Raw genomic sequence first — 12623 nt, 5'->3', positions numbered from 1 at the left:
GATCGGGCAAAAGCCCTTTTTCCACCTAGGGTTTTCCCTAAATGGGACAAGGGATTATAGCCATTTCCGCCATGCCAAACCCTTAAGAGGAAGTGTAAAACCGGTTTACAAGGGGCTGATTTTCCAATAGAGTCCGGACCCATGGCTAAAAAACGCAAACTCCTATCCCAGTTCGCGGTTCCGCTCATGGCCCTGGCCATTCTGGCCCATCCTGCCGCAGCGGAAGAGTCCAAGGCGGATCGGGGCGACGAACCCACCTTCCTGAAGCGCTACACCAGCGGTGTTCAGGATCTGATCATCAAAGGCCTGGAATTCGTAGGGGTGCGTTACCGTTACGGCGGCAACAATCCGGAAGAAGGCTTGGATTGCAGCGGTTTCGTCCGTTATGTGTTCCGGGAATCCCTGGGCACCGTTCTCCCCCGCACCGCCCGTTCCATGAGTGAAATCGGCACCCAGGTGGATCCCCGGGATCTGAAGCCTGGCGATCTGGTGTTTTTCAACACCATGCGCCGTACCTTCTCCCATGTGGGTATCTACGTGGGCAATAACCAATTCCTCCATGCCCCCAAGCCCGGCGCCGAAGTCCGGGTGGAGGACATGCGCCAGAGCTACTGGCTGACCCGCTTCGACGGCGCCCGCCGTATCCTGGAACGGTAAGACTTATCCCATTCAAGAAAAACGGCGGAATTTCCGCCGTTTTTTTTCGCCCTGATTTTCTCCGAGCCCCTGTTTTTCAGGCTCCCCGGCGCAGCGATCAACCCCGTTTTCTGAGCATTAAGGTCCGTCCCTCGCCCTTCCCTGCCTGGTCGATTTCTAGCTTTCCCCTATTTCTTCCCACGGCTACCGGGCAGACCTGCCCTAAAACCGCATCCGGTATAGGGGGAAAAGGGTTGGGCCTCCTGCCCATCACCCTTTAGAGCCCCACTCAAGCTTGAGCGGGGCACCGTAGGGCATGGGACGGGACAACGGCCGCAAGGGCCCGGCCCCATCCCCCGGGCACTCCCGCTCCCCCGAATCAAAGGGAAGGCGGAAGTCCCTGGCTTCCGGCTCAGCGCCGTCCCAGCTTGGCCTTGATCAGGGGAATGGCCGCCAGGGCTGCTTTTTCCCCCTCCATAATGGCTTCGTTACGGGCATTGAAGTCCGTGGAACCGATGCTGGGCATACGGGGGCGGATGACGATATCCGCGCTCTTCAGTTCTTCCTGGCCCAGGTGGTAGCCCATGATGGTGAAGGTCTGGAGCAGCACATCCAGCATCCCGCCCACCTTGGCGTTATTGGGTTTGCCGGAAATATCCACGGCAATGACGATGTCCGCCCCCATGGCCCGGGCGGCCCGCACGGGCACCGGGCTGGACAGGCCCCCATCCACATATTCCCGCCCAGCAATGCGCACCGGCTGGAATACCCCGGGCACCGTACTGGAGGCCCGTACCGCCATGCCCGTATTGCCGGTGCGGAAAGTCACCGGGTCGCCGCTACGCAGATCCGTGGCCACCACGCCGAAGGGCTTGCGTAGGCGTTCGATGGGTTGCTGGCGCACTGCGTCATTGACGAATTTCTGCAAAGCCTCTCCCTTGAGCAGCCCCCGTTCCGGCAACATCCAGTCCGTAATGGAGCCCTCATCCAGCTTCATGGCCATTTTCTGCAATTCAAAGCCGCTGTAACCGGCGGCGTAGAGGGCCCCCACCACGGAACCGGCGCTGGTGCCCACCACCATGTCGGGAACGATGCCATGGGCTTCCAGGGTCTTGATCACCCCCACATGGGCAAAGCCCCGGGCGGCGCCGCCCCCCAGGGCCAGGGCGATTTTGGGAGTTTTGGCCTGGGGTGCCTGGGCCCCGGGCTGGGGCCCCTTGGGGGCGGTGGCGCAGGCAGCCAGAAAGAGACAAAGGAGGAGGGAGAGAAAGCGATAGCAACGAGACAACACGGGAAATCCTAGAAAAAAGGGCCCTTTTTTTCCGAAACAGGGCCAAGCACAAAGGGGGTGCAAGCCCCCACACCGGCCCACCGGACGGGGATATGCCCCCGGGGCCGCTTCCCGCCCCGTTCCCCATCAGGGGGATCGACGCTGGGCGAGAAAGGCGACATTATAGGAACAGTCCGACCCCACCCCCAACCCCGCCCATGGGCTCTTTTCTTTCCCCCTCCCCCGCCTCCAGCAGCCACGCCCTTTTCCCCGGGGAGGCCAGGGCCCGGCCCGAGGCTTTGGGGGGAAAAGGACGATCATGATTCCTTGGCTATCGGACATTCCGGAACGCTTTCCCCCGGTGGACCTGGCCCTGACCGAGCCCAACGGACTTCTGGCCGCCGGAGGGGATTTGTCCCCCCGGCGCCTGATGGCCGCCTACCGCCAGGGTATTTTTCCCTGGTACGCCCCCGGGGACCCCATTCTCTGGTGGAGCCCGGACCCCCGCATGGTGCTGTTTCCGGACCAGTTTCACATTTCCCATTCCCTCCGTAAGACCCTGGTCCGGGGCACCTACCGGGTGCGTCTGGACAGGAGTTTTGCCCAGGTACTGACGGCCTGTGCCACCACCCCCCGCAACGGCCAGCAGGGCACCTGGATCGTGCCGGAAATGCAGGCCGCCTACCGCCATCTCCATGAACTCGGTCTGGCCCACTCGGTCGAAGCTTGGGAGGGGGATACCCTGGTGGGCGGTCTTTACGGGGTGGCTCTGGGCCGGGTGTTCTATGGGGAATCCATGTTTTCCCACAGAACGGATGCCTCCAAGGTGGCGGCGGCCTATCTGGCCCGTTTCTTGGAGCGTCGGAGTTTCCGGCTCATCGACTGTCAGATGCACACGCCCCATCTGGCTTCCCTGGGAGCCCGCCTCATTCCCCGGCAGGAATTTGTGGCCCTGCTGGAGAGTCACACCGGGGATGGACCTCCCGCCGGCCTATGGACCGGGGCGGAGGAGGATTTCGACTGGAAGGAGCCCCATGTCCCAGCTTAACGATTCCGAGCTGCCCTTTTCCCTGCTCCAGTACTACGCCACTTCCCCCTACCCCTGTAGCTATCTGGACGACCGGGAAGCCCGTTCCCAGGTGGCCACCCCCACCCACCTGATTACCAGCGAGGTCTATGGGGAACTGGTGCGGACCGGCTTTCGCCGCAGCGGTATTTTTACCTATCGGCCCTGGTGCGACCGTTGCCGGGCCTGCGTCCCCGTGCGCCTGCCCGTGGCCCGCTTCCAGCCGGACCGGAGCCAGCGCCGGGCAATTCGGGACAACGCCGGATTGCAAGCCCGGGAACAGCCCCTGCTCTACCAAGACAGCCATTACCAGCTCTACCAGCGCTACCAGGCGGCCCGCCACTCCGGGGGCGGCATGGACCAGGACAACCGGGAGCAATACGCCCAGTTTCTTCTGCAAAGCCGGGTGGATACCCGGCTGGTGGAATTCCGGGACGGGGAAGAGCTGGTCATGGTAAGCATCATCGACCTGCTGGAAGACGGCCTCTCCTCGGTCTATACCTTTTTTGAGCCCGGAGCCCGCCAGGGCCTGGGCACCTACAACGTGCTCTGGCAGATCGCCCTATGCGGAGAATTGGGCCTGCCCTACCTGTATCTGGGCTACTGGATTCGGGATTGCCGGAAAATGTCCTATAAAGCCCGCTTTCGCCCCATGGAAGCCCTTTGGGAGGGGGAATGGGTGGATTGGGCCGGTCTGCCGCCGGACCTGGACTACGGGCGCTGACCGGGAAAAGGCCGCCCGGCCCCGTCCCCACGGCAAAATTTAAGCCAAAAGTGAGAGGAAAAACCAGGGCTTGAGGTAAAATGCCCGGTTATGTTTTATCAGCTCGCCCGCAAAATCCTTTTTTCCCTGGACGCAGAAAAGGCCCACGGCCTCGGTCTGGGGAGTCTGTCCTTTCTCCAGGCCGCAGGGCTTTCCTGCCTGGCCGGAGGCAAAGTGCCCGATTGTCCCGTGGAAATCATGGGCCTGCGCTTTCCCAATCCGGTAGGTCTGGCCGCGGGGCTGGATAAGGATGGGGCCTGCATCGACGGCTTGGCCGCCGTGGGTTTCGGCTTCATTGAAGTGGGCACGGTGACCCCCCGGCCCCAGCCCGGCAATCCCCGTCCCCGGCTGTTCCGCATCCCGGAGCGCCAGGCCATCGTGAATCGCATGGGCTTCAACAACCAGGGGGTGGATGCCCTGCTGGAAAACGTTTCCCATGCGGCCTTCCCCAAACGGGGGGGAGTGCTGGGCATCAATATCGGCAAAAACTTCGACACCCCCATTGAGCGGGCGGCGGACGACTACCTGATCTGCCTGGACAAGGTGTACGAGGCGGCCAGCTACGTCACCATCAACATCTCCAGCCCCAATACCAAGAATCTCCGCAGCCTCCAGGAAGACGAAGCCCTGGACGCCCTGCTGCGCCAGTTGAAGGCGGCCCAGGAGCGCCTGGCGGACCGCCACGGAAAGCACACCCCCCTGGTCCTGAAAATCGCCCCGGACCTGGAAGACGGTCAAATCCAGGCCATCGCCGATCTGCTGCGCCGCCACCACATGGACGGAGTCATCGCCACCAACACCACCCTTTCCCGCCAGGGCGTGGAGGGATTGGCCCACGGGAATGAAACCGGCGGCCTGTCCGGCGCCCCCCTGAAGGACCGGTCCACCGCCGTCATCCGCCGTCTAGCCCAGGCCCTGCAAGGGGAAGTGCCCATCATCGGCGTAGGCGGCATTCTCTCCGGCGCCAATGCCCGGGAGAAGCTGGAAGCCGGCGCCAAGCTGGTCCAGCTCTATACCGGTTTCATTTACCAGGGCCCGCCCCTGGTGGGGGAAGCGGTCAACGCCCTGCGCCCCCTGATCCAATCCCGTTCCGGAGACGGAAAGGCCTACTGATAACGCGGTTGTTCCCTACCCCTCGCCCCCCCATAATGCCCGGTTCGGATACCCCATCATGATCGCTCACTACATTTTCCTTTTCGTCGGCGCCGCCCTGGTCAATAACGTGGTGCTGGTGCGCATTCTTGGCCTGTGCCCCTTCATGGGGGTTTCCAAGAAGCTGGAAACCGCCTTCGGCATGGGGGCGGCCACCACCTTCGTGCTCACCCTGGGCACCGGGGCCAGCTGGATCATCGACCACACCCTGCTGATCCCCTTCGACCTCATTTACCTGCGCACCATCGCCTTCATCGTCACCATCGCCGCCATCGTCCAGCTCACGGAAATGGTGATTCAGAAGACCAGCCCCATGCTGCACCAGGTGCTGGGCATTTACCTGCCCCTCATCACCACCAATTGCGCCGTACTGGGGGTGCCCCTGCTGGCCCTGGGCTACAAGTTCAATTTCATGGAATCCCTGGTATTCGGCGCCGCCAGTTCCATCGGCTTTTCCATGTCCCTGATCCTCTTTGCGGGCATCCGGGAACGCATCCAGGGGGCCGACGTGCCCACCTACTTCAAGGGCACCGCCATCGCCCTGGTCACCGGCGGCCTCATGAGCCTGGCGTTCATGGGCTTTGCCGGCCTGGACAAATACCAATGACTTTCAACCCGGCGCCCGCCGTCCGGAGCGCCTTGTTCGCGAAATACGACTGACATGCTGATCGCCGTTGCCATCATGGCCCTGGGGGCCGTCATTCTGGGCGCCGCCCTGGGCTTTGCCGCCATCAAATTCAAGGTGGAGGGGGACCCCCTGGTGGAAAAGGTGGAAGCCATCCTGCCCCAAACCCAATGCGGCCAGTGCGGCTTCCCCGGCTGCCGCCCCTACGCGGAAGCCATCGCCAAGGGGGAAGCGGACATTAACCGCTGCCCGCCGGGGGGCGCGGAAGGTATCCGCAAGCTCTCCGAACTCCTGGGCCGGGAAGCCAAGCCCCTGGACGGGGAGGAAAAACCCAAGCAGGTGGCGGTGGTGGATGAAGCCACCTGCATCGGCTGCACCCTCTGCCTGCAAGCCTGCCCGGTGGATGCCATTGTGGGGGCAGCGAAGCAGCTGCATACGGTGGTCGCCTCCCTCTGCACCGGCTGCGAGCTGTGCGTCGCCCCCTGCCCGGTGGAATGCATTGCCATGGAACCGGTCCGGGAAACGGTGGATAACTGGAAATGGAAATATCCGGTCATTGAAGTGAAAAAGGCCGCCTGATGCTGCAACTTTTCAAATTCAAAGGGGGCGTCAAGCCGCCCCACAACAAAGCCCAATCCGTCACCCAGCCCATTGCCGTGGCGCCCCTCCCCAGCCGGGTGGTGGTGCCCCTGCACCAGAGCATCGGCGGCACGCCTCGTCCCCTGGTACAGACCGGGGACCACGTACTCAAAGGCCAGCCCATTGGCGAGGCAGACGGTTGGGTCTCCTCCGCCGTCCATGCCCCCACCTCGGGCACGGTGGTAGAAGTGGCCCTCCATCCGGCGCCCCATCCCTCGGGCCTGGGCACCGCCTCCGTGGTCATTACCCCGGACGGGGAAGACCGGTGGATCGAACGCCAGCCCGTGGATTACCACCAGCTAGCCCCGGAGAAGGTGCGGGAACTGCTGCGGGACGCCGGGGTAGTGGGCCTAGGGGGCGCCGTTTTCCCCAGCCACGTCAAACTCCAGGCGGGCAAGACCGTGCCCATGGAAGAGCTGGTGATCAACGGGGCGGAATGCGAGCCCTTCATCACCTGCGACGACCTGCTGATGCGGGAACGGGCCGAGGAAGTGCTGCGGGGCGCGGGAATTTTCCGGGATCTGCTCAAGCCCAAGAAGGTGCTGGTGGGCATTGAGGACAACAAGCCGGAAGCCTACGCTGCCATGAATGCCGCCCTGGCCGCCCTGGGGCCGGACTTTCAAGACTTCCAGATCATCCAGATTCCCACCCGCTACCCGGCGGGGGGCGCCAAGCAGCTGATTCGGGTCCTCACCGGCAAGGAAGTGCCCAACGGCAAGCGCTCCACGGACCTGGGGGTGCAGTGCTTCAACGTGGCCACCGCCTACACCGCCTGGCGCGCCCTGGCCCACGGGGAACCGGTGATCTCCCGCCTGGTGACCCTCACCGGCAATGTGGCCACCCCCCGCAACTGGGAAGTGCTGATCGGCACCCCCATGGAAGAACTGGTCAAGCTGGCCGAGCCCAAGGCGGATACGGACGGCTACCTCATGGGGGGCCCCATGATGGGCTTCATGGTGCCCGACCTGGCGGCCCCGGTGGTCAAGGCCACCAACTGCCTGATCGCCCATTCCCCTGCCCTCTTTCCCCCGGCGCCCCCGGAAATGCCCTGCATCCGCTGCGGCGAATGCGCCAAGGCCTGCCCTCACGAATTGCAGCCCTTTGAGCTGTACTGGCATTCCCGGGCCAAAAATTTCGGCAAGGCCCAGGCCTACAAGCTCTTCGATTGCATCGAGTGCGGCTGCTGCTCCTTTGTCTGCCCCTCCCACATTCCCCTGGTGCAGTACTTCCGCTTCGCCAAGAGCGAAATCTGGAGCCGGGAACAGGAGAAAAAGGCAGCGGAGGCGGCCAAGAGCCGGTTCGAATTCAAGCAGGCTCGGGATGAACGGGAAAAGGCGGAAAAAGCCGCCAAGCTGGCCAAAGCCGCGGCCGCCCAGGCCGCAAAAAAGGCGGCGGATGCCGCCGCTGGCGAAGGCACTCCCGCCCCGGCTGCCGGCGACGATCCGGAGGCGGCGAAAAAAGCCGCCATCGCTGCCGCCCTGACCCGGGCCCGGGCGCAAAAGGCCGAGCATGAACAGGCCCAGGCCGCAGCCCCCACCGACGAGGCCAAGGAAGAAGACCTGGCGGCCCGCCGCGCCCGCTTCCAGGAAGTGGCCAAGACGGAAATGGCCACCCCACCCGCCGCTCCGGCGGTCGCCCCCGAGACGACCGACCGGGCCGATTCCCAGGATTGATGCACGGATCTCCCATGGATTTCACCACCCCTCCCTACCTGCTCAAGGGCGCCTCGGTCCAGCGGGTCATGTTCAAAGTGCTGGCGGCCCTGCTGCCCGGCATTGTCGCCTACGTGTTTTTCTTCGGCCCAGCCGTCCTGGTCCAGCTGGCCCTGGCCAGCCTCACCGCCCTGGTGGCGGAAGGGGCCATGCTCAAGGTACGGGGCAAGCCCCTGGGCCTCTTCCTGGGGGACTTGTCCGCCCTGGTCACAGCCTGGCTCATCGCCCTCACCTTCCCGCCCCTGGCCCCCTGGTGGCTCACCGTGGTGGGAGTGCTGTTCGCCATCGTCATCGCCAAGCAGCTCTATGGCGGCCTGGGGCAAAACCCCTTCAACCCGGCCATGATCGCCTTTGCGGTATGCATCGTTTCCTTCCCTTCCCTCATGTCCCAGTGGCCCGGGATCGGCGGGGATTTCGGCCAGCAGCTGCAAATCATTTTCGGCTGCCTGCCCCGGGTGGATGCGGTGACCAGCGCCACCCCCCTGGACAGCCTGAAGACCGCCCTGAAGCTGGGTGAAGGCCATGCCACCGTGGCGGGCATTCTGGCCAATCCCAAGGTGTTCGGCACCATGGCGGGCCAGGGTTGGGAATGGGTGGCCGGAGGCTACCTGCTGGGCGGCCTGTGGCTGTGGCAGCAGAAGGTCTTTACTTGGCATGTGCCCTGCACCTTCCTGGCCGTGCTGGCCCTCTTTTCCGGGGCGCTCTGGGCCTTCCACCCGGCGGCTTTCGCCAATCCCCTGTTCCACCTCTTTTCCGGCGGCGCCATGCTGGGCGCCTTCTTCATCGCCACCGATCCGGTGTCCGGCGCCACCACGCCCCGGGGCAAGATCATTTTCGCCGCCGGGGCGGCCCTGCTCACCTACCTGATCCGGGTCTTCGGCGGCTATCCGGATGGGGTGGCTTTTGCCGTGCTGTTCATGAATATCTGCGTGCCCCTCATCGACATGTACACCCAACCCCCGGTTTTCGGTCAAAAGGATTAAGGCCATGGTGACCGTCAAAGACCCCAGCGCCACCACTCTGGCGGCGCGCACCGCCGTCATCCTGTTCCTTTTCGTCATTGTCTTTACCGCCGTGCTGGCAGCCATTTACGCCCTCACCCGGCCGGGTATTGAAGCTTCCGCCGCCGAGGAAAAGCAGCGCAGCATCGGCGAAGTGCTGCCCCAGGCCCTGTACGACAACAATCTGCTCCAGGACGAAACCCAGATTCCCCCCACGCCGGAACTGGGCCAGGACGATAAATCCCTCATCTATCGGGCCCGGCTCCAGGGCCAGCCCGCCGCCCTGGTGATGGAAGCGGTGGCGCCGGACGGCTACGCGGGCAAAATCCGCATGCTGGTGGCGGTCAAGGCCAACGGGGAACTGGCCGGGGTGCGGGTGACGGAATACAAGGAAACCCCGGGGCTGGGGGATTACATCGACCCCAAGAAAGACAATAAGCACAAGGATCATCCCTGGATCGAGCAATTCACCGGTCTTTCCTTCGCCCGGGTGGAGGAAAAGGGCTGGAAGGTGAAGAAGGACGGCGGCCATTTTGATTCCGTGGCCGGCGCCACCGTCACACCCCGGGCCGTGGTCAAGGCCGTGAAAAAAGCCCTGGCCTACGCCAACGCCCACCGGGACGAGCTGTTCGCCGCCCCGGCCGTTCCCGCCAAATAACCCACTCTTCGTTGCACGAGACAAAACATGGCCTTTCTTCCCAGCCGCGCCGAAATCAAGGACATCATGCTCAATGGGGTCTGGCGGCAGAACAGCAGCCTGGTCCAGATTCTCGGCATGTGCCCCCTGCTGGCCATCACCACCAGTCTGGTCAATGGCTTCATGCTCTCCCTGGCCACCCTGCTAGTCATGGCCCTGTCCAATTTCTTTGTGGCCTGTCTGCGGAATTTCATTCCCCATGAAATCCGCATTCCCGTGTTCATCCTCATCGCCGCCGCCGTGGTGACCATGGTGGACCTGACCATGAATGCCTACCTGCACAGCCTCTACCTGGTGCTGGGCATTTTCATTCCTCTGATTATTACCAACTGCTTGGTGCTGGCCCGGATCGAAGCCTTCGCCGCCAAGAACAGTCCCCTGGCCTCCGCCCTGGACGGAGCCATGATGGGGGTCGGCATGATCTGGACCCTCTCCCTCCTGGGGGGGCTGCGGGAACTGATCGGCACGGGCAACCTGTTCGGCGGCATTGAACTGGTGGTCCCCAGCCTTTCCCATCTGCGCCTTCTGCCGGAAAACTACCCGGGCTTCCTGGTCTCCATCCTGCCCCCCGGCGCCTTCATTGTGCTGGGCTGCCTGGTGGCCTGGAAAAACTGGGTGGAAGCCCGGGCCGCCCGCCGGGCCCAGCGCCCCATTCCCGAACCGGTGACCGCCGGCGGTTGCCACTAGGCCCCGGCCCCCAAGCCCGCCATGAACGCCGCCAAACGCGCCCAGATCTACGCCCGGCTCCAGGCGGCCAACCCGGCGCCGACCACGGAACTGGAATACGCCACCCCCTTCCAGCTCCTCATCGCCGTTCTCCTTTCGGCCCAGGCCACGGATGTGGGGGTCAATAAAGCCACCCGCCGCCTCTTTCCCGCCGCCCCCACCCCGGAAGCCATGCTGGCTCTGGGGGAAGCCGGGGTCGCGGATTACATCAAGACCATCGGCCTTTACCGCACCAAGGCCAAAAACGTCATCGCCACCTGTCACCTGCTTCTGGAACGCCATGGAGGCCAGGTGCCAGAGGACCGGGACGCCCTGGAAGCCCTGCCCGGAGTAGGCCGCAAGACCGCCAACGTGGTGCTCAACGTGGCTTTTGGCCATCCCACCATTGCGGTGGATACCCATATTTTCCGGGTTGCCAACCGGACCCGGCTGGCCCCTGGCAAGACCCCCCTGGAAGTGGAAACCAAGCTGGAAAAATTCACCCCCGGGGAATACAAGCAACACGCCCACCACTGGCTCATTCTCCTGGGCCGCTACGTGTGCAAGGCCAGAAAGCCTGACTGCGAACGCTGCCTCATCGCCGATCTCTGCGAAAATCCGGAGAAGACGGCGGACCAGCCCGCCCATGTCTGACCCCGCCGCCCAGGCCCCATCCCTGGGGGGGCGGCGTTCCCCTTATCCCTTTCACCCCTGAGCCCTGGCCAAGGACCCGCCATGTACGCCGCCACCGCCCTGGTTTCCGGTAACGACGCCCATCCCGCCCTGGTGGATCAGGCCGTAAACCAGGCCCTGGCGCGCCTGTCCGCCCAGGGCGCAGCCCGGGCCAGCGCCCTCCTCCTCTTCCTCACCCCGGATTTCGCCCGGGCAGGAGCCGCCGCCGTACTCACCGCCTCCCGGGCCGCCGATTGTCTCCAGGTGGCGGGGGGCATAGGGGCGGGCCTATTCACCGAAGACGGCTGGGTCTTGGACCGGCCCGCCGTCGCCGTCCTGGCCCTGGCCGCTCCCTTCGGTCTGGAGACCGCCCATGGCCCGGAGGACGGCTTTCCCGGGCTGGCCTACGGCAGTCCGGACCATCTTCCCGGCCCGGGTTCCTGGCTGGGAGGGGTCTATAGCAACACCCAGGCCCCCCTACCCCTCTGGCAGGGCGGTCGCCTCCTGGCTCCCGGCCCCCTCCATCTGCGCCTCAAGGGAAGCCGGGGCCACTACGCTGCCGCCCACGGCCTACGCTTTCTCGGAGAAGGGGCGACGGTCACCCGCTGCCAGGGGCACGATCTGACCCAGGTGGATGGCCAGCCGGCCCTGGACGCCCTGCTGCGGCGCCTTCCCCCGGATCTGCGCCAGCGTTCCCCCCTGCCCCTGCACCAGCTCACCGCCGTGCTGGCGGACAGCCCCCCGGCGGCGGCCCTGGCCCGCCAGGAGGCGGAACTGGTGCCCCTGCTCACCGCCAACGGGGACCGGTCCCTGACCCTGGCCGCCCCTTTGCGCCCCGGACGCCAGCTGGTCTGGGCCATCCGCCAGCCCCTGGCGGCGGAACAGGAATTGCGGGACCGGCTCGCCGCCCTGGCCCAGGAGGTGGCAGCCCCGGATTTCGCCCTGGTTTTTTCCTGCATTGGCCGGGGCCCCTATTTTTATGGGGGCGAGGACCGGGACTGGCTGGCCCTGAAGGCCCAGTTCCCCAACCTGCCCCTCCTGGGGGTGTATGGCAGCGGCCAGCTCCTGCCCTGCCCGAAAGGCCGTACCCTGGTGCACAATACGGTCCTCACCGCCCTCTTCAGTCACCCATCGGAGACCGCCCCCCGTGTTTAGCCCCAGCCGCGATCAAGTCCGTCAATTTTTCTGCACCGCCTGGCGCAAGTACCAGCAACAGCAACCCCTGGAGCCCATGGAACAGCAGGCGGTGGCGGTCATTCTGCCCCATCCGGAATACCGGGAACTGCTAGAGGACGAGGCCCAGGCCCTGGCCCGGGAATGGCCGCCGGAAGGAGGCCAGATGAACCCCTTCCTCCATCTGTCCCTCCACCTGGCCATTCAGGAACAGCTCTCCATCGACCAGCCCCCGGGCATCCGGGACGCCTATGAGCGGCTCTGCCGCAAGCTGACGGATGAGCACGAGGCCCAGCACCGGCTTCTGGAATGTCTGGGGGAAACGGTGTACCGGGCCCAGACCGCCAGCGCCCCCGTGGATCCCCAGGAATATCTGGCGGCGGTCCAGAGTCTGGCCCGCTAGGCGGATCTCATCGCCCCGGGGCCTGGAACCTAGACCGGGAGCCCTCAAGAGAGGGCATCGCCCTGTCCCCCGCGCTCGCCATGGTTCCCCGGGGAACCGGGCCCCGAAT

General features: G+C 64.7%; 14 protein-coding genes. 13 read left to right on the top strand and 1 reads right to left on the bottom strand.

All coding sequences use genetic code 11. The features are described 5' to 3' along the window. Positions 1-141 precede the first annotated feature (141 nt). A complete protein-coding gene (locus tag Azoinq_RS12370; protein WP_216128637.1) occupies positions 142-657 on the top strand; it encodes a C40 family peptidase in 516 nt (171 codons plus the stop codon). Positions 658-1048: 391 nt separating this feature from the next. Here the strand turns inward: Azoinq_RS12370 and Azoinq_RS12365 are convergent, their stop codons facing one another. Beyond that, the gene (locus tag Azoinq_RS12365; RefSeq protein ID WP_216128639.1) at positions 1049-1927 is read right to left on the bottom strand and encodes a patatin-like phospholipase family protein; all 879 of its coding nucleotides are present in this window, start codon (positions 1925-1927) and stop codon (positions 1049-1051) included. 298 nt (positions 1928-2225) lie between these two features. Between Azoinq_RS12365 and aat the strand changes: the two genes are divergently transcribed. The 12 genes from aat (at position 2226) to Azoinq_RS12305 (ending at position 12514) form a co-directional block, all read left to right on the top strand. Then, the gene (gene aat / locus Azoinq_RS12360) at positions 2226-2954 is read left to right on the top strand and encodes a leucyl/phenylalanyl-tRNA--protein transferase (RefSeq protein ID WP_216128641.1); all 729 of its coding nucleotides are present in this window, start codon (positions 2226-2228) and stop codon (positions 2952-2954) included. Continuing rightward, positions 2941-3696, top strand: a complete 756-nt coding sequence (locus Azoinq_RS12355; protein ID WP_216128643.1) for an arginyltransferase — start codon at positions 2941-2943, stop codon at positions 3694-3696. Before aat ends, Azoinq_RS12355 begins: the two co-directional genes overlap by 14 nt. 90 nt (positions 3697-3786) lie before the next feature. Next, on the top strand, positions 3787-4848 hold the full coding sequence (locus Azoinq_RS12350; protein WP_216128645.1) for a quinone-dependent dihydroorotate dehydrogenase: 1062 nt from the start codon (positions 3787-3789) through the stop codon (positions 4846-4848). A 61-nt stretch (positions 4849-4909) separates the two neighbouring features. Next, positions 4910-5494 carry an electron transport complex subunit RsxA gene (rsxA, locus tag Azoinq_RS12345; protein WP_216132441.1) on the top strand — a complete coding sequence of 195 codons (585 nt, stop codon included), beginning with the start codon at positions 4910-4912 and terminating at the stop codon, positions 5492-5494. Between the two features lie 54 nt (positions 5495-5548). After that, a complete protein-coding gene (rsxB, locus tag Azoinq_RS12340) occupies positions 5549-6091 on the top strand; it encodes an electron transport complex subunit RsxB (protein ID WP_216128647.1) in 543 nt (180 codons plus the stop codon). After that, positions 6091-7824 (top strand): electron transport complex subunit RsxC, encoded by a 1734-nt coding sequence (rsxC, locus tag Azoinq_RS12335; protein WP_216128649.1) that lies wholly within the window; start codon positions 6091-6093, stop codon positions 7822-7824. The genes rsxB and rsxC overlap by 1 nt, the downstream gene beginning before the upstream one ends. A gap of 14 nt (positions 7825-7838) precedes the next feature. Continuing rightward, entirely contained in the window at positions 7839-8846 is a 1008-nt protein-coding gene (locus tag Azoinq_RS12330) for an RnfABCDGE type electron transport complex subunit D (RefSeq protein WP_216128651.1), read from the top strand. 4 nt (positions 8847-8850) lie between these two features. After that, a complete protein-coding gene (gene rsxG, locus Azoinq_RS12325) occupies positions 8851-9522 on the top strand; it encodes an electron transport complex subunit RsxG (RefSeq protein WP_216128653.1) in 672 nt (223 codons plus the stop codon). 27 nt (positions 9523-9549) lie between these two features. Further along, complete coding sequence (locus Azoinq_RS12320; RefSeq protein WP_216128655.1) at positions 9550-10248, top strand: electron transport complex subunit E; 699 nt, start codon at positions 9550-9552, stop codon at positions 10246-10248. A gap of 21 nt (positions 10249-10269) precedes the next feature. Further along, the gene (nth, locus tag Azoinq_RS12315) at positions 10270-10920 is read left to right on the top strand and encodes an endonuclease III (protein WP_216128657.1); all 651 of its coding nucleotides are present in this window, start codon (positions 10270-10272) and stop codon (positions 10918-10920) included. 81 nt (positions 10921-11001) lie between these two features. Continuing rightward, a complete protein-coding gene (locus tag Azoinq_RS12310) occupies positions 11002-12093 on the top strand; it encodes an FIST C-terminal domain-containing protein (protein ID WP_216128659.1) in 1092 nt (363 codons plus the stop codon). Next, positions 12086-12514, top strand: coding sequence for a DUF1841 family protein (locus Azoinq_RS12305; RefSeq protein WP_216128661.1), 429 nt, complete (start codon positions 12086-12088; stop codon positions 12512-12514). Before Azoinq_RS12310 ends, Azoinq_RS12305 begins: the two co-directional genes overlap by 8 nt. Positions 12515-12623 lie beyond the last annotated feature (109 nt).

Origin of the sequence: Azospira inquinata, from assembly GCF_018905915.1 — a bacterium.
Lineage (GTDB): Bacteria > Pseudomonadota > Gammaproteobacteria > Burkholderiales > Rhodocyclaceae > Azospira > Azospira inquinata.
This window is presented reverse-complemented; position numbering and strand designations above follow the sequence as displayed.